The following is a 25,565-nucleotide window of genomic DNA, read 5'->3' on the forward strand; positions in this document are numbered from 1 at the left end:
TAGGCTGTTTAATCTTACTCTGTTCGCAAATCTGGACGGATCGAGCGGAGGTAATTCAGGCTTCTTTTTGTTATTTTACAGTTTTATTGTATTGCTGAAGCTTGGAACTGATTTCTTTAGCAGCGGCATCTAGAGCATCCTTTGGCGATTTCTTGTTGTTAAGAGCCTCTTCAATAGCTCCTTCAACAATTTGCCTTGCTTCTGGGAATACACCCATAACTCCGCCCTGTGTTGCTGTGTTTAATTTTGTTGAATGAAGTTGTTCGATTGCTGTCTTGAACTGCGGGAACTTCTTCAAGTTTTCCTTAACGCTTTCTTCTTCATAAGCCTTGGTAGTGATTGGGAAGTATCCTGTATTAATATGCCAGTAAGCTTGCTCTTTAGGTGAAGTCAAGAATTTGATGAAATCCCAAGCAGCATTTTGCTCATCATCCGGACGGTTGTTCATCATCCACAAGCTAGCTCCGCCGACGATTACGCCGCCTTCTTTGCCATCGGCAGGTTTAGGTAGTGGTGCAGTACCAACTTCGAATTTACCCGTATTGCTGTCTACAAGTCCTTTAAGTGCTGCAGTGGAATCGAGGATCATTCCGACTTGCCCTGCAGAGAATGCCTTCTTGGAATCATCTGTTTTACGTCCAAGATTATTTGCAGCCTTCGTGTCAATTAGGTCTTTCCACCAAGTAAGTGTTTTCACACCAGCTTCAGAATTCACGAGGGATTCAGTTGCGAGTTCTGTACGACCATTACCGTTATTTAGATATTCTGCACCTTGTTTAGCAAAGAATTGCTCCATGAACCAGCCATAGATTGCGAAGTTTGCACCAGTTGCTTTACCAGCTTTGGTAATCGCAGTAGCAGCTGCTTTGATTTCTTCATACGTTGTTGGCGGTTTCTCTGGATCTAGACCAGCTTCTTTAAAAATTGTTTTGTTATAGTAAAGAATAGGATTAGATGTGTTGAAAGGCATTGAGTTTAGTTTACCGTTAAAAGTATAATAGCCTGCAATGTTCGGCTCTAACTGAGTTACATCCCATTTATCAGCATCAATGAATTTTTGCATCGGTGTAACCGTTTTGGAATCGATCATGAAGCGGCTACCGATTTCGTACATTTGTACAACAGTAGGACCGTCATTAGTGCCCATTGATGCTTTAAGCTTGGCTAATAGTTCATCGTAGTTACCTTGGAAAACAGCTTCAACCTTGATTTTGTCTTGAGAAGCATTGTAATTCGCAACCAATTGGTCTACGACCTTGGTGTTTGCTCCGCCCATTGCATGCCAGAACGTTACTTTCTTTGTGCCAGCTGCTACAGGAGCGGAAGTACTGCCACTTTCTTTTTTCTCTTCTGTTTTTTTGGCACCGTCCCCCATATTTACGTTACAAGCAGACAAGAATAGCATAACCATAACTAAAAGTAGACTCATTAACCCTTTTTTCTTCATAAGTTTATTCCCTCTTTCTTCGTACATATTTAAATGAAACTATATGATAAGTCTGTCAAAGGACAGACGGATCACCAGACAGCTATCCTTTCAGTGCACCTGCTGTAATTCCGCGTACCAGTTGTTTTACTCCAAATGCAAGTAGGATAAAGGAGGGTAGTAAAACGAGCGTAACACCTGCCAAAATTAAGTTCCACGACATAACCTCAGCATGTTGCAGCATGGCTACCCCGATTTGAACGGTTCTCATCGATGGTGAATTGGTAATTAGAAGTGGCCACAAATAGTGATTCCAGTGCGTTAGGAAAACATACACAGCTAGTGTCGAAAGCGCAGGTCGTGACAGTGGCAATACGATTGAGAAAAAGTTTCGTAAGTGTCCACAACCATCGATTTTGGCTGCATCAAACAATTCGCTAGGCAGTTGTAGGAAGAATTGACGTAGTAAGAATACGCCGAATGCGCCAGCCATGAATGGAACAATAAGACCTTGATAGCTATCCATCCACTGTAAATCTTTTATCATGAGATAATTCGGGATGATCGTAACTTCCCATGGAATCATCATCGTAGCTAGGAATAGAGTGAATAGTAATGTTTTGAATCTGAAATTTAAGAATGAGAACGCATAAGCAGCTAATGCGGAGGTGACGACTTGGCTGGCCATAATCGCCGACGATACAATAAAGCTGTTCAGAATAAATCGGATAATAGGAAAGCCTTCAACTGCTTGCTGAAAATTTCCTAAGTACAACTGAGAAGGAAATAGTGCTGGTGGAAAGCTGGATACTTCCTGCTCTGTCATGAAAGATGATAGAACGGTGAAAATCAGCGGATACAGAACCGTGAGAGCCAGTAAGATCAGCAATAAGTATTGTAGAGTGGATGAGATCCTTCTCGCCATCATTGATAATGCACCTTCTTTTCGAGAACTTTAAACTGAATAATCGTTAATGCTAGGATAATCAAGAAGAGAATTAATGCCTGAGCACTCCCTGTTCCAAACCGGAAGTTGATGAATGCATCCTGGTAGATGGAATACACGATTACATTTGTTGAATCCATCGGACCACCTTTGGTCAGAATGTGGATTTGCCCGAAGGTTTGGAAGGCACTAATGACAGAAACGATAAGGGCAAAGAATAGGGTAGGAGTTATAAGCGGTAGAACGATTTGGATAAAGGTTCTAACTGGTCCCGCACCATCGATTTTTGCACTCTCATAAATTTCCTCAGGAACCCCTTGCAGACCGCTAGACAGGACGATGAAGAGGAAGCCCATGTTCATCCATATGGTCATGAGGGAGATGGATATAAGAGCCCATGAAGGATCTGTTAACCATGGAATCGCCTCAATATGCACAAAGCTTAAGAAATAATTCAGCATGCCTGCAGTGGGGTGAAAGAGCAATAACCAGATAATGGATCCTGTACCTACAGAAATAACAATGGGTAATGAGAAAATGAACTGGAATATCTTCATACCCCTAAGTTTGTTGTGTGTGAATGCTGCTAACAGTAACGACCAAATAATTGAAGTAGGCACTGTAAACAAGATGAATAATAGCGTTACCTCCAAATTCGAGTAAAATTTCTCCGATGAAAGCAAATCGATAAAGTTCTCTAGGCCTACGAATTCAACGACTCTACCACGTGGATCTGTAATCGTCATGCTTAAGTAAATGGATCTCAACATTGGGAAAAAAAGGAATACAATGAAAATAAATAAGGAAGGAGCTAAAAATAAATAGGCTAATGCGTTTTCGCCTGACTTTCTCTTTTTTTTAAGTAGAGCGCTTTCATTAATTTTGGTAGTTAAAACGCTTTCATTTACTGACATGATGCATGCCCCTTTCTTTCAAAAATATAACCTCTTAGCAAATGGGGTTGTTTCCCTCTATTGCTCTTGATGCATTTAGGATGGATCATTGCTTCTCGAAATGAAGGAATAAAAAAACACATAGAATGCAATGTCGATTGACATGCAATCTATGTGAATCTCCTAATCTCCATCACATTTTATTAACTTGTTAACATCATACAAGGTTGTAATGACTACTGTCAACGTAATATTCTGAATTTTCTTTCCTTAATTTAACTGTACATATGACATGGCTTTGCCAAGCAGTTGTTATTGAGGTAACTATTCGGTGGAGCCGTTGATTGTCTTGTTATCAATAAAGATATGAAAAGCAGACTGCCGAATTAAATCGACAGCCTGCTAGGGGTAGTGAGTTTAGTTGATTAGTTTGGCTTTTTGTAACAAGAAATAAATAGCTGATGCAGCAGTTTCACGAGAGGTAGGATCTACTGGTTTGAAGTAGATGGAAGAATCTTCTTTTTCCCCGTCCATTAAGCCATTCTCTGTAATGATTTGAATGCTGCTTTGTGCGTAGGAGGAGATTTGCGATGCATCTGCATAAGTTACATTTCCAGGTAAGCTCTTGCTTTGGACTTTAAGCAGGGTCATCGCTCTGGAAAGCATCACAGCCAAATCCTGACGACTAATTGTTGCATTCGGATCGAACTTGTCGTTTCCAACACCACTTATTAAACCTGCTTCATAAGCAGCAGCAACGTTATTCGCGAACCAATCAGTAGCTTTTACATCTGTGAATGGTGCAGCGGATTTGGCTTGTAAGCCAAGAGCACGTGTTAACAAAGCTGCAAACTCAGCACGTGTTACATCTTGTTTAGGTGAGAAGGTATCAGCAGATGTCCCACTGATTAGGAACTTGTTCGCAAGTGTCTGAATTCTGGCTTGTGCCAAAGAAGTAGCGATGTCATTGAATTTGATCTGATGCGATGCAGCTGCATAGATCGAGAATCCAGGGCGGTTGATAACAACGGTTGTTGTACCATTACTATTACGTGTAAATGTGGCTGGAACCCCATTCATCTTGCCATCTTCCACAAATAGCGCTCCTGTTGCATTTGAATCAACAGTTCCAGATACTGTGAATGAACGTTTAATGAAGTCGCGATTAGAAACCTCAATTGGCGTAGATTCACTGCCATTAATCACATTTACTTCAAAATGGAATGGTGTACCTAGAATCTTGCTTCCAGGTAGTAGACCAGAGACCGTAGCATTTTGGATTGCTACTCCACCAAGGGTAATACTGACACTAGCGTTTGCAGGCAAGTTCTTGAAGATCGACACAGGTATTGCTACAGAAGCGTTTCCTATGGTTACAAGAATGGTGTTTCCTGCATTGGAATCTGCTAGTAGTTTTAACTGTGTAGGAGTCAATACAATTTGAGCTTGTTGTGGGCTTGTTACAGGGACATTGATTACAATCGCTGCTGGCGAATTACCGTTTTTCTTCAAAATTGCTTGAAGATCTGCGTCCGTAATTGTTGCAGTCGAAGTTTGACCCGTTTTGCTGATCTTGGCTTTGATTGGAGATGTCAGCTGGCCTTGATTAACGATAGCAATACTTGACGGGTTGCTACTTGGAGGTGTAGTGACACCGCCACTACTTCCGCCACCGCCGGAACTGCCACTGCCAGTATTACCGTTGCCATTATTTTGGGCTGTTAGAGTAACCGTAACATTCGTAGTAGTATTAATAGTTGGTTTAGATGCTGATGCAATGGTTACGGTCAGATCAACATTAGCCGATCCACTAGTAGGAAGAGCTGCAAGAATACCATCATTTCCAATTAAATCTCTATTATTACTTGCTGTCACCTGATAAGTAATTCCTTCGGTTGTTGGAAGAGTCAATACAGGTGAGTTGATGACTGTTGTATTCGAGATGTTCGGAACAAATGCGTTCTTGGCGTCAGTCACCTTTTGAAGTTCAATGAGGTCTACGTCTATAGGTGGAGCATCAAGATTAAAGCTAACGACCACGCCGTCGAAAATACTTGGTTTGGATGCTGAAGCAATGGTTACGTTAAGACGGACATTAACCGTTCCGCTAGTTGGAAGAGCTTTAAGGATACCATCGTTTCCAATGTAGGTTGAATTATTGCTTCCAGTCACTTGATAAGTTATTCCCTCTGTAGTAGGGAAAGCGAGTACAGGAGAGTTAATGACTGTTTTATTTATAATATTGGGTACAAATTGTTCTTTGGCTTTATTGACTTTTTCCTGTTCGATGGAGTCGTTACTTTTGACAGCAAATACTTTCATTGTGTTATATTCAATTGGAGTACCATCTGGATTTAGAACTCTTTCTTCGGTTAATGGATCAAGCTGTAGTGCAACAACGTTAACCTGATATTGACCAACAGGCAGCTTTTTAACTACAGGTTCTGCACCATTATCATCTACATATTGCTGATCAAATTCAAATTCATAGTAGCCAGTTTCCAATAGACTTAAATCGTCGTTATATTTAGCTCCAAAGTTACCTAGATATTCGTCATCTAAATTATTAATTTTGAATACGATTAAGTTTACATCTTCAGCTGTAAGCTTAAACGTTCCTTTAATTGGAGTGCCATTGTTTCCATCTTCAACAATAGCGGTAGGAGAGAATTCGAACTCCTGTAAACCAAACCCATTATCAGGAATCTCAGTGCCTACATGTACGGAGAATGGCAGGTGAAGTGATGGCAATCCATCGCTCTCTAGAAGAACTTCTCCTTCGTAAACTCCGTCTACTGCATCAGCAGTCGGCTCAACTGTCAGCGAGAAGACCTTATTAGAATTTCCGCTAACTGAAATTGTATTATCAGGACCGAGATTTTCGAGTGTCGTCCGAATATGATTGACATTCGGTGTAGCGATCGGGTCGTTTGGATCAGAAGTTACACTTGAATGCATACGAACGGATGCTTTGTACTGAACATTGCCTGCAATAGTGTTCTTGAGCTGTAGAATATTCGTTTTAACATCCCCATTATCCATTAAACCGAAGCTTGTATTGTCGCCATAATTCGTAACCACTTGCGGGTTCAGATCTTTGTCGAGTATCGTAAGTTCTTCAACAGATTGAAGAATAGCAGGCGTCAATAAAGCGTTCTTGATATTAACGCGTCCTGCACCTTGCGAATAGACATCATATTGCGTTCCAGTACTGTCACTGATTTGATCGGCTGTATTGCCCAGCGCAGCCCGAATATCAAATGGCGTCCACTCAGGATGCGCTTGCTTTAACAAGAGCGCAAGTCCTGTAACATGAGGAGTTGCCATACTAGTACCGCTCATGCGTGTGTAAGCTTGATCATAGGAGACAGTTTGATCGAATTTGCCGTAAGCTGGATAGGTTGAAAGAATGTTTACTCCAGGAGCAATGAAATCAGGCTTAATGCTGAAATTGCCATCAGACTCAGGTCCTCTGGAGCTAAAGGTAGCCATATCATCACCTGGTGCAATCACTGCAATGTAATTCGAGTCAAAGGTGAAGGATAAAGCGGAACCAGGATTGTCAATTACCTGCTTGGCAAGTTTACGGCCTTCTATTCCTGACATGTCAAAAGTAGGTATATAGGCAAAGTCATCTCCTAAATAACCACTGCTGCCGATATTGGAATCTCTGCCTGGAATGGATTCAGAGAGATTAGGAGTTGACGTTCCTGGAATTACATTACCATTGAAAATGATGATCGCTTTGGCATTGTGTTTCTTAGCGTTTGCGATCTTGTCAACGAAAGGCAATACACCTCTTGAAACCAAAGCAATTTTGTTGGCAACGTCGACATTCGCGTAATCAGCATCTGCTCCAATGCCTACATAGACCGTCTCAACTGGATCTGTACCTATAATCGCAGCAAAATCATTTTTGGCTGTTTCCCATCCCATGACATTAAAGTGGTGAGGTGCTGTAGTTGCCGCAACATTAGCAGGCTCTTCGCTTGGAGTAGGAGCAGCTTCTGGAGAAGGACTAGGCTCTTCGCTTGGAGTAGGAGCAGCTTCTGGAGAAGGACTAGGCTCTTCGCTTGGAGCAGGAGCAGCTTCTGGTGAATTAGCAGGTTCATCTTGCGGGCTGATAGGCTCATCGCCTGATGGTAGACTAGCGTCCGGTGAAACTGGTGGCGCAACGGGTGCCACTGGTGTCAACGTACTTGCAGCTGCTACTGAGTAGCGATAAGAAGGGCTCGTAACAGCTCCTACCGATATGGACAGCAGAGAGGAAGCTGGTGATCCCATTGAATAGTAATAAGGACCTTTATCTCCTGCATTACCGCTGGCTACAACAACTGTGACACCAGACAGAACCGCATTATTGAGCGCTATAGAATCTGGTGAGTTGGGATCTTTGTCCTCATCAGAGCCGAGTGACAGGTTGATGGCATCCATTCCATCCTTGACGGCATGTTCAATACCATCCAGAACCTGAGCAGTAGATCCTGAGGATCTTCCGGTTTTCGGATCAAAGCCAAGCACCTTGTATACGTAGAGGTCTGCTTCATATGCAAGCCCTTTCTGGACGATATCTGAGGTTGGATTGGCGGCTCGACCTACAATCGTACCTGCTACGTGAGTGCCATGATAGGTACCTCCGAAGGCTGTACCTGGTTTAGGAGCCTCTTCATATGGATCATCATTTTTGAAGTATGAGTTATATCCTCCCTTAAAAGCACCCTTCAAATCAGGATGGAGATAATCGACACCAGAATCAATGACTCCAACCTTTAATCCTTTTCCAGTTAGACCTTGGCTCCAGGCATAGTCTGCACCGATTTGTTGAATCGGCATAGCTTCGAAGTTCTTGCCCTCAGCATCTAATGGTGAACTATCAGCTATCGGCATTTCGTAGTAGATATGATTTTCATGGATGGATTTAACTCCTGGCAGTTTGGCCAATTGTGTGATTTGGTTTGCAGGTATTGTTACTTCCATTCCATTGAAAACCGTATTATATTCATAGTTTTTCTTCAGATTAATTCCTTGACTGCCAGCCAAATTGATTAGATTCGTTTGTTCAGTCTTGATGGAGGCTTCGGTAGCTGGTGCTGCGAAAGAGCGTAAGCCCATTTTGGCTGCATACTTGCTTGCAGTGATCGACTCGCTTTGCATTTGAATGATAACTCGAACGGGGTCTGAGGATGTTGTGTTAAGCTTGGGAGAAACGAATGCTTGCTGTGGAGCTGATTTTGCAGAATTGGAAGTAAGAATCTTATGAAGTGCTGGAAAACCTGTTTCTTTCAGCAGCATCTTGGTTGTACTTGCTTGAGCTAGACCACTCTGGAACAGTGTGCCGGAGCCAAGTAGAGAGAGAGCGAGTGCCGCAACCGAAATTCTTTTAAATAGCTTTCTTCTCAATCTTTTCCCTCTTTTCTTTTTAGAATTGGTGATACACTTCTATTGCTAGAACAAGTAGAAATAGTCCTAGCATCTAGAATTAAACAATACATTCTACTATAGTAATGTAATTTCCTTTTTATTCCTTGGTTAATAATATAACCCATAAATTGAGATATTTTGTCAGTATATGTTCCTGATTTTAGTGACATCAAACACGATAAATATAGGAAGGGCTTCATAATTTTATAGAAATGACTTTTTTTGATGGCATTGCGAGAAAAGATATTTTTTGAGAATAAGAGAGTTATTTGATCAAATAGTGACGATGGATGGAGGTAAAATATTATTTATGAAAATAAAAAAAATTAGAGTTGTGAAATTTATTTACTAGCAATAACAGGAAAATGCTGTTAATTATACAGCCAGGCTAACATTACATGTGTTAGAATAAGTTTACTAATTAGGGCGGTGTGCCTCAAAACGATTCTGAAAGGTTGAAATATGCAAAATGAATATAGGTACTAATGATCAAGCTCAGCCGTCGTCTGGGCTTACCAATAAACAGCGATTGTCCATGGCTGTAACACTAGGTGCGATGACAGGAATAGGACCCTTATCAATCGATATGTATTTACCCGCTTTGCCGATCATCACGAACGACTTGCAAACGAGTACCTCGCTTACACAGTTTAGCTTAACCGCTTGTTTATTAGGACTCGCAATTGGTCAACTGATTATGGGAGCGCTTAGTGATTCGAGAGGTCGCCGCATACCTCTGATTACTTCCCTCATTGTATATGCCATTGCATCCGTACTTTGCGCGATTGTTCCTTCTATATGGGGGCTCATTGCACTACGGTTTATTCAAGGGCTAGCTGGAGCGGGAGGCATTGTTATTGCTCGCGCAATGGCACGTGATCTATATACAGGATCAGAGCTAACGAAGTTCTTCTCTCTATTAATGCTTGTTAATGGGCTTGCACCCATTCTTGCACCTATTGCAGGCGGGCAACTGCTTAAGTTCATTTCATGGCATGGTGTCTTTATTGTCTTAGGTGTTCTTGGCGTACTGATGGTTGTTGCAGCTGTCCTGGGCCTTCCTGAAACATTACCTGTTAATCGTCGAAGTAAGGGTGGCATTAAGACTACGTTTTCTACCTTCCGAGGCTTGATCGGTGATCGTGTGTTTATGGGATATGCATTATCACAGGGATTCATATCTGCGGCGATGTTTAGTTATATTTCAGGTTCACCTTTTGTGCTGCAAGATATATATGGTATCTCTCCGCAGGCATTTAGTATGTTCTTCGCTATGAATGGGCTAGGGATTATCCTTGCTACTCAAATTACGGGCAGACTGTCACCCAAACTGGGCGAGACCAAATTGTTTAGTAGCGGTCTTATTATTGCGATTTTGAGTGGATTCACATTACTTGCAATGATTATGATTAAGGCACCGTTAATTGGCATACTAATCCCCTTATTCATGGTTGTTTCGTGTGTTGGGATTGTCAGTACCGCTGGATTCTCACTCGCGATGCAGAGCCAAGGAGAAAAGGCAGGCAGTGCTTCTGCGATGCTTGGTCTCTTACCGTTCATTTTTGGTTCCATTGCAGCTCCACTCGTCGGTATTGCTGGAAGCCAGACGGCTATTCCAATGGGTGTGGTCATTGCTTGTTGTGTAATGGTGGCGGCAGGATGTTATTTGCTCATGGTTAGAAGAAGGCAAAGTGTATCTAGTTCTACGGTTACGTTAAAACAATAATCTATTGTTATTCATTTATAGGCTAAAGCATACATGTTTTAGCCTTTTTGTGTTCCTATTATAATCAGTCTCCAGTCGCTTTAGCCTATTTCTCCATCCTATGATTGATCTATCAATCTGATAGGTGAGGCTCATTGATGAAACCTTCCTTACATGTTTATAATATGAATAGAAAAATAATCCATTTACATATAAAGCTGCCCGAGAGGAACATTCCTATGAATCCTTATCAAGCCCGAGGCTAGCTTTATCAACATACTTCCGGGTGTGAACTTAGACTGACAGTAACAATCTCTGTTGTTTCAAATCAAGAGGGTAAGCCTGAATTCTCTGACCATGACCTATGAAGGAGAAAGAGCCGTTCTCGGTGTTTTTATAGATGTTACGAAGCGCAAAATCGAGGAAGAATTATTGATGCAGTCAGAGAAGCTTTCAACAGCAGGCCAATTAGGGTTATTTTTTTAAAAAAAGTGTTACCTATATTATCCATTCTACGTATTAACTTATCGTTCTTATAGATACAAGATTCAAGGAGGCTTAATGTGTATTGCCTATACTTTTACGCCGTATATCACTGCAGTTATTAAAGCTTAAAAATTCAGTGCTTGCAATTGCCGCTTTTATTTTTATTGTGATAAGCAGTACGATTGCTTACTTCCTAGAGCCGGAGACGTTCGGAACATGGTTTAACGCTTTATACTGGGTACTTACAACGATGGCGACAGTGGGATATGGAGACTATTATGCTCATAGCTTAGCTGGCAAAATATTCTCGATCTTCCTATACGTATTTGGGATCGGATTACTCAGCTTAATCATCAGTAAAGTAATTGATGGGATTTCTAATTTCCAAAGACGAAGGGAGTCTGGCAGGTTGAAGTATCATGGCAAGAATCACATTATTATTATCAACTGGAGTAAGAAAGCGCATTATGCGATTGATGAGTTGTTGTCGTCTGAGCCTAATTTAGAGATCGTTATTATTGATGAGGGTGATCGGCGTCCTTATGATCATGCGCAGGTTCAGTTTGTTAGCGGTGACCCAAGCTCTGAAGAAATTCTGAGGCAGGCTAATCTTGCTGAGGCACGAGCAGCCATTATTTTTGCGGATTCCAGAATTGATGAGCCTTCGCTTGTTGATGGTAAATCACTTCTTGTTGCCTCGAGTATTGAGAGTATTGCTCCAAATGTTCATACGACGGTAGAGGTTATGCTGGAGAAGCATATTCAGAATTTTAAACATAATCGTGTGAACGAGTTCGTTCTCTCTCACGATTCGGTGTCTAGATTAGTGGCACGTTCAGCGCTTAATGAAGGTAGTATAGATATATTCACCCAACTGCTCAGTCATCAGCATGGAGCGGATATTCGTCATGTTCCGATAAGAGCGGAATGGAAGACCTATTTGGATGCTTTTCACGATCTCTTAGATGAAGGGGCAACACTCATTTCGGATAGGAACGATTTAAGTATTAATCGCAAGCTACACGATCCCATCCCGAAGGATGCCAGGCTGTTCGTCGTATGTGAGCCGGAGACTTATAACAGAATCATGAGTAATGAGAGGTGAAAGAATGACTACTACGCGATCCATTAGCTATCAAGAATGGTCAGAAGACGAAGGTAAAGTTGTACGTGTGTTACAAGAGCAATCCGTAACGAACGAAGAAATCTTTATTCGTAAGCTAGTGAATGCAACCGTTATACGGAATCAATTATATGAGCATACATCACATGAATCAGAAGAGGGTACACGGCATATTGTGTACGCTAAACCATTCCAAGAATCTGATGTTCAGGTGTATGGCAATAGCATTAAACCGCCTTTATTCGAGTACTGTTCCAGTACCATTCGTGTGGAGCCAGAGTTTCTCTACTGGGATGGCCATACATTCAGGCGTGGCAGTAGATTGATGCTAACGAGAGAGCCTTTGGAGATTGCTCAATTGCTGCTTGATCATTATTTGGTCGTACAGGATACGACATATGAAACCGTATATTCCGTACTCGATACGGATCGGAATAAAGCAGTCTTCTATTTGAAGGAGGTGAATAGTTAATGGATGAGCATAAACGCCTTCCTTTGTCCAAAATGCTGGCATTTGCCCTACTCTTGACTGTACCTGTTGCAATGACAGGCTGTAGCTCACCAACGCAATCTAGTATTAATTGTGATGAGAATAATGATAACTGCGAAGAGGGTTATTATGATTCAGGGGGGAACTCCATCTATTACGGCTCATCAAGGTCTTATAAGTCTTCGGGCAATTCTTCTTATAATTCTAACGCGACAAATAACTCTGGCTCTTCCTATAAATCCTCTAGTTCGAGCAGCAGTTCGTATAAAGGGTTTGGCAGTAGCGGTAGTAGCAGTACAGGGGGCTGAGTTCACTTGAGTTACATGTATCATTTGGGTCGCTCGCATGATAAAGTTTTTCAAGGCGAAATCGCAGCAAAACTTCCCTACCATCGGATGAACGGCAAAGAGTATTGTGTACCATCCCTTGTTGTATTCCGTTCAGCTGAGCTGGAGCAAATGCGCATCGCAGCTGAGAGCGTGGATCGGCTATATTGGAAGGTGCTACGGTTTACCCAAAGATTCATGCCCGATGTATTCTTGGAGAATCAGCTAGGCATTCATCCTGCGCTAATTCCTGCAGCAAGAATGGAAGTGCCTTATCATGGGGTATCTCGTCAAGATTGGATTAGGAATAATCAAGGACTTAAATGTATTGAGAATAACACGGATACACCTACAGGCATTCCCGAAACCGCTTATTTAGCCGAAGCCATTATATCTGCATATAGTACATACACTTCAGCTTCTTCTCATATGAAGGAAGCCATTCAACAAGCATTTAAGCAGTTAATTGACTACTATCAAGACTTAGGATTGACAGATGCGATTGCTTTCTCTAGTTATAGCTGGCATCTCGAGGATAAGACGAACACACAGTATCTGATGGAGGCCGTCCAAGAGTTAGGTTATGATACGTTATTCGCACCACTGGAAGATCTCGAAATCATCCCGGGTGATGGGCTGTATGTTAATGGGAAACGGATTTCCATTCTGTATCGATTATATCCCTTAGAATACCTTGTCTATGATATCGATGAAGCCACACAACGTAAAATCGGTGAAGATTTACTCCAGCTAATTGTAGATGGCAAGCTAGGACTTATCAATCCCGTTCAGAGCATCATTACCCAAAGCAAAGGCTTCACAGCTTTAATCTGGTCACTTTATGAGCACAGAGCAGAAACCGAGGAACTACTCGGTCATTCGCTTTTTGAACCACAGGATATTCAGGCCATCGAGAGCTATTTACTCCCAACCTATTATGACAACTCTGTATTCATTCAGACACAAACCTCTTTCGTTGCCAAAAGCTATTGGGGACGAGAAGGCAAGGGAACGGCACTATATGATGAGTCTGCAACCCTGGAACAAGTGGAGTGGGGACATCATGAAGCGGAAGTACAGGAAGTACAGACATATTACGACAACCAGCCCAAAATCTATCAGCAGCGCTGGATCATGCAAGAAGTAGAACTTCAAACGGAGGACGGTCCTTATACTGGATACCTGCTTACAGGTGCTTATGTACTTGGAGGCAAGCTGGCAGGATTACTTCCTCGGATCGGCAGTAAAATTACAGGGGACATGGCCTACTATTGTCCAGCAGCGATATCGAAATAAATCACAATAAGGAGGAATAACGTTGGGAAATTTGTGGAATAATGTTCTGAATGTCGGGGTTGGGATCGCAATCCTGCTCGTCGTTCTTGTCGCTGGATCGTTTGTTTTTAGTAAGTTAACTCGCTTTAATGATGCAGAGGAAATCGCCAAAGGAAATGAAGCAGCCGGTATTTATATGGGAAGTAAGCTGTTTGGGCTCTGTATTATTATTGGAATGGTATCCTATAGCTCAAATTCGTGGGTATCAATGCTCATTTGGTCAGTCATTGGAATCGGTATTCTATGTCTGGTATACATTGTTTTTGATTTCTTGACGCCGAAGATGAAAGTGAATGAAGAGATTGCCAAAGGGAATAAAGCAGTTGCACAGCTACTGCGCGCCATTATTATCGGTACCTCCTTCGTCATCGGTACTTTTCTTATGTAAACAGTCCTGCATCTGATCGGAATCTTGAAGCAGGCCCCATTCAATTGGAAACACTTAGGAGACTACTGTTCTTTCAGTAGTCTATTTTATTTGAATAATATGATATATTTGTTGTTGTGAGATTGTTTTTGAAGACGCTAGATTAAATATGGAGGAGGTACTCACATGATTCCTCGCGGTGAACGTAAAGAGACTTCGACGAAATCCAATAACCGGCCATATAAAGGCTGGCTCATCACAATCCGAATCGTGGTATTAAGCTGCTTGGTTACTTTGCTTATTCTTGTACAGCAGCAAGTAAATGCTCCTCGTGAGGCAATGGTGTCAGTATCGCAGGCCGTAACTACGCCTACTCCAAGCGCTACGATCTCAGAATCTGCGATTGCAGCAGAGGAAGGTCTTGCTTCCGAGAACGAGAATTGGAGGCAAGAAGCTCAGCCTGTGTTTAAAGCGATACGAGAGCAAGCGGAGCTTGAAGGAAAGGAATCCACCTACTACACAGATATTCAGACAGCCAATAAGGCAATGAGTTCGGAGTGGACGCTGCTACCAGACACAGTTGCTCCTGGTGACGTGGTGCTTGTTCGACATAAGCAGGCTGGTGAAGTGAAGTGGCTGGATAAAACCTACACCTTACAGTCCTTTGGAGCGGGGTATTTCACCTACTTGCCAATCGGGATTAATACCAAGGCAGGGAAATATTCGATAGGTGATCAGACACTAACGATTCAGAATAAGAAATTTGAGACGCAATATATTAAAGTTACCAAGCAAATGGCGAGCATGCGGCAGGAGACAGATCGTATTCAAGCAGATCAGAAGAAAATCAATTTAGCACGCGGTAAATCCAGTCCCGAGTTTCTGTTTACCACTGATTTTATCCAACCGATTGAAGGTATACTAACAACACCTTATGGATATACGCGTTATGTAAATGATAAATTGGATAGTCGGCATACGGCAATTGACCTTGCAGCAGACGAAGGAACGCCGATTCATGCAACCAATGATGGAGTTGTCGCTTTAGCAGATAACTTGTATTTAACAGGAAATTCGATTTATATTGATCATGGGATGCATTTGTTTTCTCAATATGCTCATATGTCCAAGCTGCTCGTTAAAGCGGGTGATCAGGTAAAGCAAGGCGATATTATTGGACTTGTAGGGTCGACTGGCTTCTCAACGGGACCTCATTTGCATTTTACATTCTGGGCGCATAATGTACCGGTCAATCCCAATCTTTTTTTTAAAACAACACCATTTCACTGGCTGAAGAAGGCTGACGATCATAACGGAGGATAGCAGGAATGGATTTGAAAGTGATGACGTTTAATTTGAGAATAGGTACATTAATTGACGGACTGAATACGTGGTATCTACGCAAAAAGGCCATTAATGAAGCCATTCAAGCATCGAATGCTGCCATAATTGGTGTACAGGAATGCCGCGGATATATGCTCGATGCCATTAGCAGACATATGCCAGCCTACAAGTTGGCAGGCGAGCCTCGAAGCAAATTTGGTGAATATTGTGCTGTGCTTTATAATGCGCAGATTGTAACCAAAATCGATAATGGGACCTTCTGGCTATCCAAGACACCATCCATTCCAGGGAGCAAAAGCTGGCGCAGCGCTTGGGTTCGAGTCTGTACATGGGTACATTTCCAGTTGGTCGATGCGCCTCATCAGGAGTTTATCGTGTATAATACGCACTTGGATAACCAAAGTCAGGAAGCACGAGAGCAAGGGCTGCAGGTGATATGGAGGCATGTGCAAGAGTACACGAAGAACAATAAGTTGCCTATCATTTTGATGGGTGATTTTAATGCCGAACCGAAGAATAAAGTGATTCAGTACTTACGTGGGTTAAAAAATAAAAAGAATAGTAAGGTTTCGATTTTTACAGATGTGTACTCGAAATTAAAAAAAGGCAGTTTAGACAAGATCGGGAGTACATACCATAACTTCAAGGGCGGTAACAAAGGGGAAACGATTGACTATATATTCGTTACACAGCCTTTTATCGTACTCGAGTCCACTGTGGATCGCCGCAAATTTAGCTCGCGTTATCCGTCTGATCATTATCCCGTGATTGCGAAGCTGAAGCTGAAATTATCGCCTTTGATACGTTCTAATGAATAATCGATTGTAGGTCTTAGCGATCGACTTCCAGTGGTATTTACTAGCTGTCTGACGGGCTTGATTGACTTTGGCATTCGTTCGTGATGGATTGCTCCACATAGTCTGGACGCTTTGGGCAATGATAGATGGTTTGATCTGCGAAATGATTGTCGCATTGCGGTCAGTTACAAAACTGCTTAATCCACCTTTGCGTGAGGAAACAAGTGGTATCCCGGCAGCCATTGCTTCGAGTGCTACTAAACCAAAAGATTCTACATAACTTGGTACAATAACGCATCCATAAGATGCATACAGCTGCTGCACAGCTGAGGGATTCTGCTTTCCTAACCATGTGACGTTTGAACTAATGAGCAGTGAAGAAGCTCTATTTGTAAGCAACTGGATGTATTTTTCTGAGCCTGTACCTACAATATCTAGCTGTACATTTGGTTCATTTAGCTTTAATAGGGCAATTGCGTTTATAAGATCGGTTACTCCTTTGGATGGAATTACCCGACCTACAAATAAAAGCCGATGTGCGTTATTGCTATAGTCAGGATGGGTAGTTGGCATATGCACACCATTGTGAATGACGAAAATCTTATTCCGAGCCCAAGGACAGTATCGAATGATTTCGGCTTTTTGCCATTGACTAGGCGTGGTTATGTACGCCGAGTGACGAAGGAGCTGGAGCTGCCTAAGATCGATTTTCCCAGATCGAATTGCCATCGAATGACAGGTGTATATGAAAGGGATCTGATATCTTCGTTTATAGAATAGGGCCAGTTTCTCGCATTGTAGGCTATGAACGTGAATAAGGTCTGGCTTGGAAAGTCTCTTGGCATGGATCCATTTAGCAATCGATAGATAATTAAAATTTTTAGTAGCCGGCAGAATATACTTGGATTTTCTCGGAAAATGAATCACTTGCAGGTTGTTTGTTTGATTCCTTGTTATGCTCACACTTTGCTCTGTGCCTGCGCATAGGACGGTAACGTGTGTACCCTTAATTTGAGCCAATGCTTCGGATAAGTGGGTGGCAACCGTACCTAGCCCGCCAATAATGTTGTCTTTATACTCATTTGTTAGCACCCATATTCTCATTGATACTTCCCTTTCGCGTTCAATTGTTGAAGGAAGACTGTAATCCTTCGATCTTCTTGAAAATATTGCTTTATATTACTGAGCCTCACCGCTTTTTGCCTTCGATTTAATCTACCGTATGAGTCCAACGCCTTGCATATTTTTCTAGGAAACCGAAGCCAAGCGCTTAATAAATCAATGTCTGTTTGTGTTAACTTAGATACACTATGGTATCCATCCAAGATCGCTTCAGCAATTTCAACCTTCCAGTCATGATCTTTACAAGAGTTATAGATTACACGGAATAAATCATATGCACGTAAGTCGTAGCGCAAAGTTTCAAAATCAATGAGGTACATTCCTTTGGCAGTTTGAATAAAGTTGGTAGGGCCTCCATCTCCATGGCATAATGTACAGCTCTTGCGTGCTTCGAGACAAACTCGCTTATAATCACTACTTTGCAGGATTTGGATACCTTCTTTGGCATACTGAATGATTTCACTGCCGTTTGTTTGGAGAAATGAATCTAAGTCTGTGCCATGTCCATTACGCTCCGCCTTTGCTGCTTTTAATTGCAGTCTATCAAGATAACCACGGAAAAGCTTCGGCCATTCACCAACCATATTGACGGCACCGGATTTGTATTTGGGTAACTTCTGACCACTTAGATGAAACTTAGCTAGAACCTCCCCGCATTTAACCATATCCTGCAGAGAGGTCGGTGAAGGCCATCTACCTGAAATCCAAGGTGCAAGAACATACGGTCGTTTAAACTTGCTTGTTTTAATAAATAGCTTCTTTCCTTCAACTGTATTAGGCTTGCGCCATGAAATTTGGTTATAACCATTTTTCATTAGCTTCTGAAGGGTACGATCGATCCACTTTAAGCTAACAACCGAGCACCTGATCTTTTTTATACAGTATTGCTGACCATCTTTAGTTGTAAGGTGATACACACCGTTCTGAATACGTTTGATGTGTTTAGCATCGATGCCAAATCGGTTAGCTGTACGAAAGAGCTTGCGGTTAGCTTTCATCTGCGTCCTCCTAGACCGTTTCTCTTGATACCATATGTTAGTCACTCCAAGGTTGTAAGTGTGACCACCTATGAATAGGGTAAAGAATTTTGTTTGTTAAGTGTTTGTTAAGAGGCTTGTTCGTCACTGCTCATGAGCAGTATGCGATTTCAGCATCGCGAGCAGATTCTGGAACTACTGTTTCTTCTTGTGATTAAAAGTATGCTATATTAATCTAATTGTTAACCTGTTAAAATGAATTAGGTTGACAATTAATGCGATAAATTGATAATCATAAAATGTAGTAAAGTTTGTAGTAAATGATGAATTGAAAGGTGAAGGTAAATGAGTGTAATGAATCGTAGAGAGTTATTGAACTGGCAGCACTATGCGGATAAGGTGTTAGGTGGTGAGTGCTTAACACATGAGGAGGGGTTATCGATTCTTCGATCAAATGATCAGGAACTACTCTCTTTGCTAGATGCAGCCTATCAAGTTAGGTATCATTATTATGGTAATAAAGTGAAGCTAAATATGATCCTTAATGCTAAGAGTGGTTATTGCCCTGAAGACTGTGGATATTGTTCGCAGTCTAGTATATCGAAGGCGCCGATTGAAAAATATACGATGCTGAACAAGGATGCGATTGTTAAGGGAGCGAAAGAAGCGGTATCTAGAAAAGCAGGAACATACTGCATTGTTGCTAGTGGGCGAGGACCAACAGATAGAGAATTAAATGAGGTGCTCGGAGCTGTGGCTGAGATTAAACAAAACTATCAACTCAAAATTTGTACCTGTTTGGGTATTTTGAAGGAAGGCCAAGCCGATCAGTTAAAGCAAGCAGGTGTGGACCGTTATAATCACAATTTGAATACAAGTGAGGATCATTTTGATCAGATTACAAGAACACATACATATGCGGACAGAGTGCATACTGTTGAAGAAACCAAGATAGCTGGCATTTCTCCATGTTCAGGCTGTATTGTGGGGATGGGAGAGACTCATGAGCAGCTAGTTGATTTGGCGTTATCCTTGCGTGCTCTTGATGCTGACTCGATACCTATTAATTTTCTCAACTCGATTCATGGGACACCACTAGAAGATATGAAGCAGCTGAATCCCCGTTACTGTCTTAAAGTGCTTGCCCTATTCCGTTTCATATGCCCAGATAAAGAAATACGTGTGGCGGGCGGAAGAGAGCTTAATTTAGGACATTTACAGCCGCTTTCCCTATACGCAGCCAATTCACTATTTGTAGGTGATTATTTAACAACAGATGGACAAGCGATCAGCAATGATCACCAAATGATCGAGGAGCTGGGCTTTGAAATTGAGGAAAGCTGTGTTTAAGGATACTATTGTAACTACGTGAGCTATCTGATAATTTGGTTAATACAAGGAACTAATCCAATAATGGAGATGATTTCATGGCAAAGCCAACTTACATTGTACCGAATCTAGAAGAGTGGTTAAGTAAGTTTGAGATTTATTCAAAGGTTAAGGTTCGGTATTCTGAAACAGATATGTCTGGTCATGTAAATAACATCAGCTATTTAATCTATTTGGAGCAGGCACGTGCTGAGTATTTGGATAGCTTGGAGCTAGGGTCCTTAAATCCAAATGCAATCGTCGTGACAGCTGATGTTTGGTGTCATTATCATGCGGAGGCTTTCTATTCGGAGGAACTAGATGTCGGAGTTAGAGTTGCTAGGATAGGTAACTCTTCTATTGATTTGGAGTATTGTATCCAGTCGACCCGAGATCGTCGTCTTGTTGTAACAGGAGCGGGTACAATTGTTATTGTCGATAAACAAACGAAGAAGCCGCTACAAATCCCAGAGGCTGTAAGGGATCGTATAGAGGTCAAAGCTTACAAACCATAAGCATCGGAGATTGTATGAATGTGGAAATACGGTGCAAGATTATGTATGATTTCTAGAAACAAGGGCAGTTTATCTTTGTGATGAATAGCAATATTAGCAACGTATCACAAGAAGGAGCTGCAAGATATGAGTGAGTCACGTGAGGAAGAAGTTAGAAGTGCTTTAGAGGCTGAATACGTAGAACTCAATGCAACAAATGCCTATAGTACTGGTTTGACGTCATCACAACCGGGGCGAGCATCAGGGCTGCCATCAGCGGTTAGTGAAGAATTGAGGGCATTACTGGATCAAGATGATGTTAGTCTTGATGAAGAAGTCTAGTAACATTAGTAACGCTCAAACCTTACATGAGGCTTGAGCGTTTTTCTTGTTGATATACATAATAGTGAGGCCAGTTCACCTAAACGAAACGGTTCAACCGTTTATTTTTTTGCCCGATAAAGAAGATAATGAAATTATTACTTGTCGAATGAACTTTTGACGTACACTATTCGTACTATAGGTGATTCGGGTTAGAGAAGGAGTGGTGATCATCGAGACGGAAGAGCAGGAGAATATCAAACGGGCTATTAAGGGAGATGAGCGTGCCCTGGCCCATTTGCTACATCAACACTACTCGTTTCTAATGAAATATTTGCTCAAAGTAACGATGAATCCCATTCTTGCGGAGGATTTAACTCAGGAGACGATGCTTAAATGCATCGAGAAAATACATTTATACAATGGGAAGTCCAAATTCTCCTCTTGGCTCATTACGATTGCAACTAGATTGTATATTGATGGCATGCGCCGGAAGCAGCTAGAGCGCAAATGGCAAGAGCAGGAGCAGCCCAGGCGGCTCATGCAGTGGCAATTGGAGCAAGCACAAGAGCAATGGACGGATATTCTTGAGGTGCTAGCTTCAGTCTCCTATGATGTCAGACTCCCTATATTACTAAAGCATTATTATGGCTACAGCTACGAGGAAATAGCACAACTCATGAGCATTCCAATGGGCACCGTTAAATCACGTATTTATAACGGTTTGGCGCAAATTCGAAGGGAGTTGAACGATAATGAGCAAAGCGCGGTGGAATAAACAGCAAAGTCACATTGATAAAGGACAAGCGGATGAGAATGAGTTATTAATCGCCTCTATTCAACAGGACGTAGATTCCATCGATAAGGCGTACAGCGACGTCCTAGAGCCACCGAATTTACAGTATATCGAGCAGATGGTCGTTCAGCGCCAAGCCTTGAATCGTCGCAAGCTTCACAAGGAGTTAATCATTTTTGTACTGGTAGCAATTGTACTGGTAACTGGTGGTATGCTCGTAGCTTATAGTAGTTTAACGATATATGGCATTCTACAGGTAAGTATCACATTCTTTGCCTTATCACTAATTGTTATACGTCAGCTTCACGCTAAAGGTAGGGAGATCACAGATGACAATAGATAATGTTCCAGTTTGGGCGTTGATTGTCTTGTTTATGATTCTATTAACTCAAAGTATTTGCTTATTCCTGCATGCAAGACATCGAAATTACAAGTTCTATTGGCTATGGGGATTATTTGGAATGATTCAATTCCCTTGTCCAACGCTTTTATATATCTTGTTTGTGGTTAAACCTTGGCGTAATAAGAAACAGCTCTAGCTTGAAATAAAGAATAGGAGTGATTTCAAATGTCAGATTTGGCAGAAGTGAATTGGGGCTTGATTGCTCCACTTATCGTGATTCAGCTTATTTTGGTTCTCGTCGGACTTATATCTTTGCTGAAAGCACCTGCAACAAGAGGTCCTAAATGGATATGGATTCCGATTATTATGTTCATTACTTTACTAGGTCCCGTTCTCTATTTTGTCATAGGAAGGAAAGAAGAATAGTGGAATTATTAAGAGTTGATAAGCTTACAAAACAATACGGTTCATACCGAGCTGTTAATGAACTTTCCTTTCAGATTGAGTCAGGGCGCTGTATTGCTCTACTTGGACCTAACGGAGCGGGTAAGACAACAACCATTCGAATGCTAGCAGGTTTACTTAAACCAACATCAGGGCATATCAAGTGGAGAGACGGATTGAATGAGAGTGGTGACATTCGCCAGCTCATTGGTTATTTACCTCAAATGCCTGTGTTCTATAATTGGATGAGTGGACTAGAGTTTCTTCAATATGTAGGACAGCTAGCGAATCTTTCTTCCAAGGCAGCTAAACAACGTGCAGTAGAAGTAATAGATCAGGTTGGATTAAAGGATGCTGCTAAACGTAAAATTGGCGGCTACTCCGGTGGAATGAAGCAGCGTTTAGGACTTGCTCAAGCACTTGTACATCGACCAAAGCTGTTAATGCTTGATGAGCCTGTCTCGGCACTTGATCCGATCGGAAGACGTGAAGTTCTTGACCTGATGCAAGCTATTCGTCAAGAGACAACCATTCTCTTCTCGACCCATGTCTTACATGATGCAGCGGAAGTTTGTGATGATGTGCTGATCATGAATCAAGGTCAAATTGCTGTGCAGGGAGACCTCAATTCTATTTATAAGCAGTACAGATCACAGACGATCAAGCTTCAAGTTGAGCCGTTTGAAGGAGAAGCAGAGTGGTTAGCTGAACTGATTGGCAAACCTTTTGTGACAGAAGGAACTATAGATCTACATAGTGCTACATTAACAATTAAGGATGTCGATCAGGCAAGTAGAGAACTACTAACGGAAATTCTTTCCCGTCAAATTCCACTTGTTAAGTTTGAGATTGGGCAGACAACCTTAGAGGACTTGTTTATGAAGGTGGTTAGCAAATGAGACAGTGGGTAGTTCTATATAAGAAAGAAATGCGTGAAATGTGTCGTAATTTCAAATGGATATGGGTTCCGCTCGTATTTATACTACTAGGAATTATGCAGCCTGTTACCTTCTATTTTTTACCTGAAATCTTGCAAGGAGCAGGTAATATTCCAGCAGGCTCTATCATTGAAATGCCACTACCAAGCGGCGGAGAAGTGATGATGCAAACCATTAGTCAATATGGCATTATGGGTTTGCTTATTATTGTGTTATCCATGATGTCAGTTGTATCGGGTGAGAGAAACAGCGGGGTAATTGAGCTTATTCTGGTTAAGCCGGTCTCTTATACGAAATTTATTACGGCCAAATGGGCAGGGATGCTCACCATTACAGCAGTATCGTTCTTGCTTAGTTATGCAGGAGCTTGGTATTACACGGAGCAATTAATAGGCGAAGTTGATTTTCTAGCGGTTATTTATTCTTTCCTTCTCTATTTGTTATGGTTATTCTTCATCGTATCGATCACACTCTTAATGAGCACTTTATTCCGTTCGATGGGAGCGACAGCATTCGTTACACTTGGAATTGTAGCGATTCTAACAATCTGTACGGGACTTTTTAATAAAGTAATGACATTAAGTCCAAGTCGACTGTCTGATTTTGCTGGACAATGGGTCATGGGCATAGGGAGTAATAGTGATGTTCCACTTGTAGGTGTTATCATAATTACGATCTTATGTATTGCAGCATGTGTTGGGTTAGCTGTGTATGGTTTGCATAAGAAACAAAGCTTAAGCTAGTTGATTTACTTTAGTTATTAATAAAATACTTTTATAAATTATAAAAGCTTTCTATAATCAAGCCTGGTTGTTATCCTAAGGATACAGCCAGGCTTGTCTGCTAATTGACAAGATTATTGAAAATTATATCGTTTGAGATGAGAATGGTACTTATAAACCGTCGAAATTTAGATGAATGGTACTTAGAATAGAATAATACTAATTTATTACGAATTTTTTGATAAATATACAAAAAGACTTCTTTAGGGGGAACAGAAACTTGAGTATATTGTTGAAATTTGGACTAAGGATCAAAGAGTTAAGGGCCCATGCAGGTTTATCTCAAGAAGGACTTGCATCACGGGCTAATTTAGATCGCTCCTACATTGGAGGAATTGAGCGGGGAGAGCGAAATGTATCTCTCTTGAACATTGAGAAATTAGCGAATGCTTTAGACGTCGATCTTTCCTATTTTATGGATGAAGAACAGTTTAAGCCACAAACGGCTTATATGAAGCAAGAATATATGAAACCTCTAGAGTCTAGATTTATATATGATTTTGATCGGCATCAGCATGTCATCGCATGGCGAGTCCAAGGTGTTCTATCTGAACATGAAGTTAAACGAATCTCCCAAAATATGAAGAATACAGTGTCATTCCTCCCCAAAGAGAAGCTTAAGTTGATTATAGATAATCGGACGATGATGGTTAATGGTCAGCCTTTTGTATTTACCCCTGAAGTAAATGAGCTATTGGAAGAGTTGCAAATCTGGTTCCGACCTTATATTAAGAATATAGTTGTCTTATGTAATTCCAAATTAATGAAGATACAGATGGATCGTATAGCGAAGAGAAGTGGTGTTTGGGAAGTATCTAAACATCTCTACTATGATGAGAATGAAAAGTACATAACGGAGACTTATCTTTACTTAGACATAACTAGTAACCGGATCCTAGATACGGCGATATAAGTCGCACTCATATAAGGAGTAAAAACAGGTATGGCGAGAATTATGGTCGTAGATGACACCGCTTTTATGAGAGCGATTCTGAAAACTGCGCTTGAGGAAGACGGTCATAAAGTCGTTGCAGAAGCAGCTAATGGACAGGAGGCTGTCCAAATGTATAAGCAATATAAACCAGCTTTAGTGACAATGGATATTACAATGCCTGTAATGGATGGATTAGAAGCTTTGACCGAGATAAGGACATTAGATCCAGGGGCAAAAATCATCATGTGCTCAGCAATGGCTCAACAGAAGCTTGTTATTGAAGCAATTTATGCGGGAGCCAAGGATTTTATTGTGAAGCCTTTTCATAAAGATAGGGTACTGGAAACAATTGAAAGGGTACTAGAACTATAAGTGAATCAACAAATT

26 protein-coding genes are annotated in these 25,565 nt (G+C 41.4%); 20 read left to right on the forward strand and 6 right to left on the reverse strand.

What is annotated here, in order from left to right; translation table 11 throughout:
* Positions 1 to 70: 70 nt before the first annotated feature.
* The 4 genes from AC1DOK_RS04400 to AC1DOK_RS04415 all read right to left on the reverse strand — a co-directional run bounded on the left by AC1DOK_RS04400 (position 71) and on the right by AC1DOK_RS04415 (position 8,665).
* The gene (locus AC1DOK_RS04400; RefSeq protein WP_477553012.1) at positions 71 to 1,447 is read right to left on the reverse strand and encodes an ABC transporter substrate-binding protein; all 1,377 of its coding nucleotides are present in this window, start codon (positions 1,445 to 1,447) and stop codon (positions 71 to 73) included.
* Positions 1,448 to 1,529: 82 nt separating this feature from the next.
* The gene (locus tag AC1DOK_RS04405) at positions 1,530 to 2,354 is read right to left on the reverse strand and encodes a carbohydrate ABC transporter permease (protein ID WP_477553013.1); all 825 of its coding nucleotides are present in this window, start codon (positions 2,352 to 2,354) and stop codon (positions 1,530 to 1,532) included.
* Complete coding sequence (locus tag AC1DOK_RS04410) at positions 2,351 to 3,286, reverse strand: carbohydrate ABC transporter permease (RefSeq protein ID WP_477553014.1); 936 nt, start codon at positions 3,284 to 3,286, stop codon at positions 2,351 to 2,353. Before AC1DOK_RS04410 ends, AC1DOK_RS04405 begins: the two co-directional genes overlap by 4 nt.
* Positions 3,287 to 3,682: 396 nt before the next feature.
* Entirely contained in the window at positions 3,683 to 8,665 is a 4,983-nt protein-coding gene (locus AC1DOK_RS04415) for a S8 family serine peptidase (RefSeq protein WP_477553015.1), read from the reverse strand.
* A gap of 490 nt (positions 8,666 to 9,155) precedes the next feature.
* Here AC1DOK_RS04415 and AC1DOK_RS04420 point away from each other — a divergent pair, with 490 nt between their 5' ends.
* From AC1DOK_RS04420 to AC1DOK_RS04460, 9 genes are all read left to right on the forward strand, one after another.
* Positions 9,156 to 10,412, forward strand: coding sequence for a Bcr/CflA family multidrug efflux MFS transporter (locus AC1DOK_RS04420; RefSeq protein ID WP_477553016.1), 1,257 nt, complete (start codon positions 9,156 to 9,158; stop codon positions 10,410 to 10,412).
* Positions 10,413 to 10,748: 336 nt separating this feature from the next.
* Complete coding sequence (locus AC1DOK_RS04425) at positions 10,749 to 10,877, forward strand: hypothetical protein (protein WP_477553017.1); 129 nt, start codon at positions 10,749 to 10,751, stop codon at positions 10,875 to 10,877.
* A gap of 82 nt (positions 10,878 to 10,959) precedes the next feature.
* Positions 10,960 to 11,982: a potassium channel family protein gene (locus AC1DOK_RS04430; RefSeq protein ID WP_477553018.1), complete on the forward strand. Its 1,023-nt coding sequence runs from the start codon at positions 10,960 to 10,962 to the stop codon at positions 11,980 to 11,982.
* Between the two features lie 4 nt (positions 11,983 to 11,986).
* Positions 11,987 to 12,472 carry a hypothetical protein gene (locus tag AC1DOK_RS04435; protein ID WP_477553019.1) on the forward strand — a complete coding sequence of 162 codons (486 nt, stop codon included), beginning with the start codon at positions 11,987 to 11,989 and terminating at the stop codon, positions 12,470 to 12,472.
* Positions 12,472 to 12,798 carry a hypothetical protein gene (locus AC1DOK_RS04440; RefSeq protein ID WP_477553020.1) on the forward strand — a complete coding sequence of 109 codons (327 nt, stop codon included), beginning with the start codon at positions 12,472 to 12,474 and terminating at the stop codon, positions 12,796 to 12,798. Before AC1DOK_RS04435 ends, AC1DOK_RS04440 begins: the two co-directional genes overlap by 1 nt.
* Before the next feature lie 15 nt (positions 12,799 to 12,813).
* Positions 12,814 to 14,112, forward strand: coding sequence for a glutathionylspermidine synthase family protein (locus AC1DOK_RS04445; protein ID WP_477553101.1), 1,299 nt, complete (start codon positions 12,814 to 12,816; stop codon positions 14,110 to 14,112).
* Positions 14,113 to 14,134: 22 nt separating this feature from the next.
* A complete protein-coding gene (locus tag AC1DOK_RS04450) occupies positions 14,135 to 14,539 on the forward strand; it encodes a DUF350 domain-containing protein (RefSeq protein ID WP_477553021.1) in 405 nt (134 codons plus the stop codon).
* A gap of 165 nt (positions 14,540 to 14,704) precedes the next feature.
* Positions 14,705 to 15,841 (forward strand): M23 family metallopeptidase, encoded by a 1,137-nt coding sequence (locus tag AC1DOK_RS04455; protein WP_477553022.1) that lies wholly within the window; start codon positions 14,705 to 14,707, stop codon positions 15,839 to 15,841.
* Between the two features lie 5 nt (positions 15,842 to 15,846).
* The gene (locus AC1DOK_RS04460; protein WP_477553023.1) at positions 15,847 to 16,680 is read left to right on the forward strand and encodes an endonuclease/exonuclease/phosphatase family protein; all 834 of its coding nucleotides are present in this window, start codon (positions 15,847 to 15,849) and stop codon (positions 16,678 to 16,680) included.
* On the opposite strand, the gene AC1DOK_RS04465 is transcribed toward AC1DOK_RS04460, so the two are convergent.
* Both AC1DOK_RS04465 and AC1DOK_RS04470 read right to left on the reverse strand, forming a co-directional pair.
* Positions 16,651 to 17,763, reverse strand: a complete 1,113-nt coding sequence (locus tag AC1DOK_RS04465; RefSeq protein ID WP_477553024.1) for a glycosyltransferase family 4 protein — start codon at positions 17,761 to 17,763, stop codon at positions 16,651 to 16,653. The genes AC1DOK_RS04460 and AC1DOK_RS04465 overlap by 30 nt on opposite strands.
* Positions 17,760 to 18,779: a phosphotransferase gene (locus AC1DOK_RS04470; protein WP_477553025.1), complete on the reverse strand. Its 1,020-nt coding sequence runs from the start codon at positions 18,777 to 18,779 to the stop codon at positions 17,760 to 17,762. The genes AC1DOK_RS04465 and AC1DOK_RS04470 overlap by 4 nt, the downstream gene beginning before the upstream one ends.
* A 333-nt stretch (positions 18,780 to 19,112) precedes the next feature.
* Between AC1DOK_RS04470 and bioB the strand changes: the two genes are divergently transcribed.
* The 11 genes from bioB (at position 19,113) to AC1DOK_RS04525 (ending at position 25,550) form a co-directional block, all read left to right on the forward strand.
* Positions 19,113 to 20,108, forward strand: coding sequence for a biotin synthase BioB (gene bioB, locus AC1DOK_RS04475; protein WP_477553102.1), 996 nt, complete (start codon positions 19,113 to 19,115; stop codon positions 20,106 to 20,108).
* Positions 20,109 to 20,185: 77 nt separating this feature from the next.
* The gene (locus AC1DOK_RS04480) at positions 20,186 to 20,641 is read left to right on the forward strand and encodes an acyl-CoA thioesterase (protein ID WP_477553026.1); all 456 of its coding nucleotides are present in this window, start codon (positions 20,186 to 20,188) and stop codon (positions 20,639 to 20,641) included.
* 126 nt (positions 20,642 to 20,767) lie between these two features.
* Positions 20,768 to 20,962 carry a hypothetical protein gene (locus AC1DOK_RS04485; protein ID WP_477553027.1) on the forward strand — a complete coding sequence of 65 codons (195 nt, stop codon included), beginning with the start codon at positions 20,768 to 20,770 and terminating at the stop codon, positions 20,960 to 20,962.
* Positions 20,963 to 21,167: 205 nt separating this feature from the next.
* Positions 21,168 to 21,719, forward strand: coding sequence for an RNA polymerase sigma factor SigY (sigY, locus tag AC1DOK_RS04490; protein ID WP_477553028.1), 552 nt, complete (start codon positions 21,168 to 21,170; stop codon positions 21,717 to 21,719).
* Positions 21,697 to 22,080: a YxlC family protein gene (locus AC1DOK_RS04495; RefSeq protein ID WP_477553029.1), complete on the forward strand. Its 384-nt coding sequence runs from the start codon at positions 21,697 to 21,699 to the stop codon at positions 22,078 to 22,080. The genes sigY and AC1DOK_RS04495 overlap by 23 nt, the downstream gene beginning before the upstream one ends.
* Positions 22,067 to 22,276 carry a sigma-Y antisigma factor component gene (locus AC1DOK_RS04500; protein WP_477553030.1) on the forward strand — a complete coding sequence of 70 codons (210 nt, stop codon included), beginning with the start codon at positions 22,067 to 22,069 and terminating at the stop codon, positions 22,274 to 22,276. The genes AC1DOK_RS04495 and AC1DOK_RS04500 overlap by 14 nt, the downstream gene beginning before the upstream one ends.
* A 29-nt stretch (positions 22,277 to 22,305) precedes the next feature.
* On the forward strand, positions 22,306 to 22,506 hold the full coding sequence (locus AC1DOK_RS04505; RefSeq protein WP_477553031.1) for a PLD nuclease N-terminal domain-containing protein: 201 nt from the start codon (positions 22,306 to 22,308) through the stop codon (positions 22,504 to 22,506).
* The gene (locus AC1DOK_RS04510; protein ID WP_477553032.1) at positions 22,506 to 23,423 is read left to right on the forward strand and encodes an ABC transporter ATP-binding protein; all 918 of its coding nucleotides are present in this window, start codon (positions 22,506 to 22,508) and stop codon (positions 23,421 to 23,423) included. Before AC1DOK_RS04505 ends, AC1DOK_RS04510 begins: the two co-directional genes overlap by 1 nt.
* Complete coding sequence (locus AC1DOK_RS04515; protein ID WP_477553033.1) at positions 23,420 to 24,205, forward strand: ABC transporter permease; 786 nt, start codon at positions 23,420 to 23,422, stop codon at positions 24,203 to 24,205. Before AC1DOK_RS04510 ends, AC1DOK_RS04515 begins: the two co-directional genes overlap by 4 nt.
* 259 nt (positions 24,206 to 24,464) lie before the next feature.
* Positions 24,465 to 25,157 carry a helix-turn-helix domain-containing protein gene (locus tag AC1DOK_RS04520; protein WP_477553034.1) on the forward strand — a complete coding sequence of 231 codons (693 nt, stop codon included), beginning with the start codon at positions 24,465 to 24,467 and terminating at the stop codon, positions 25,155 to 25,157.
* A gap of 30 nt (positions 25,158 to 25,187) precedes the next feature.
* Positions 25,188 to 25,550 carry a response regulator gene (locus tag AC1DOK_RS04525; RefSeq protein WP_477553035.1) on the forward strand — a complete coding sequence of 121 codons (363 nt, stop codon included), beginning with the start codon at positions 25,188 to 25,190 and terminating at the stop codon, positions 25,548 to 25,550.
* Positions 25,551 to 25,565 lie beyond the last annotated feature (15 nt).

Source organism: Paenibacillus sp. P5_B5, from assembly GCF_056400365.1.

Bases quoted from the DNA above. Each gene is read 5' to 3' on its own strand.
- AC1DOK_RS04400 (WP_477553012.1), bottom strand. From the start codon at position 1,447: ATGAAGAAAAAAGGGTTAATGAGTCTACTTTTAGTTATGGTTATGCTA.
- AC1DOK_RS04405 (WP_477553013.1), bottom strand. From the start codon at position 2,354: ATGATGGCGAGAAGGATCTCATCCACTCTACAATACTTATTGCTGATC.
- AC1DOK_RS04410 (WP_477553014.1), bottom strand. From the start codon at position 3,286: ATGTCAGTAAATGAAAGCGTTTTAACTACCAAAATTAATGAAAGCGCT.
- AC1DOK_RS04420 (WP_477553016.1), top strand. From the start codon at position 9,156: ATGAATATAGGTACTAATGATCAAGCTCAGCCGTCGTCTGGGCTTACC.
- AC1DOK_RS04425 (WP_477553017.1), top strand. From the start codon at position 10,749: ATGACCTATGAAGGAGAAAGAGCCGTTCTCGGTGTTTTTATAGATGTT.
- AC1DOK_RS04435 (WP_477553019.1), top strand. From the start codon at position 11,987: ATGACTACTACGCGATCCATTAGCTATCAAGAATGGTCAGAAGACGAA.
- AC1DOK_RS04440 (WP_477553020.1), top strand. From the start codon at position 12,472: ATGGATGAGCATAAACGCCTTCCTTTGTCCAAAATGCTGGCATTTGCC.
- AC1DOK_RS04445 (WP_477553101.1), top strand. From the start codon at position 12,814: ATGTATCATTTGGGTCGCTCGCATGATAAAGTTTTTCAAGGCGAAATC.
- AC1DOK_RS04455 (WP_477553022.1), top strand. From the start codon at position 14,705: ATGATTCCTCGCGGTGAACGTAAAGAGACTTCGACGAAATCCAATAAC.
- AC1DOK_RS04460 (WP_477553023.1), top strand. From the start codon at position 15,847: ATGGATTTGAAAGTGATGACGTTTAATTTGAGAATAGGTACATTAATT.
- AC1DOK_RS04465 (WP_477553024.1), bottom strand. From the start codon at position 17,763: ATGAGAATATGGGTGCTAACAAATGAGTATAAAGACAACATTATTGGC.
- AC1DOK_RS04470 (WP_477553025.1), bottom strand. From the start codon at position 18,779: ATGAAAGCTAACCGCAAGCTCTTTCGTACAGCTAACCGATTTGGCATC.
- bioB (WP_477553102.1), top strand. From the start codon at position 19,113: ATGAATCGTAGAGAGTTATTGAACTGGCAGCACTATGCGGATAAGGTG.
- AC1DOK_RS04480 (WP_477553026.1), top strand. From the start codon at position 20,186: ATGGCAAAGCCAACTTACATTGTACCGAATCTAGAAGAGTGGTTAAGT.
- AC1DOK_RS04485 (WP_477553027.1), top strand. From the start codon at position 20,768: ATGAGTGAGTCACGTGAGGAAGAAGTTAGAAGTGCTTTAGAGGCTGAA.
- AC1DOK_RS04495 (WP_477553029.1), top strand. From the start codon at position 21,697: ATGAGCAAAGCGCGGTGGAATAAACAGCAAAGTCACATTGATAAAGGA.
- AC1DOK_RS04500 (WP_477553030.1), top strand. From the start codon at position 22,067: ATGACAATAGATAATGTTCCAGTTTGGGCGTTGATTGTCTTGTTTATG.
- AC1DOK_RS04505 (WP_477553031.1), top strand. From the start codon at position 22,306: ATGTCAGATTTGGCAGAAGTGAATTGGGGCTTGATTGCTCCACTTATC.
- AC1DOK_RS04515 (WP_477553033.1), top strand. From the start codon at position 23,420: ATGAGACAGTGGGTAGTTCTATATAAGAAAGAAATGCGTGAAATGTGT.
- AC1DOK_RS04525 (WP_477553035.1), top strand. From the start codon at position 25,188: ATGGCGAGAATTATGGTCGTAGATGACACCGCTTTTATGAGAGCGATT.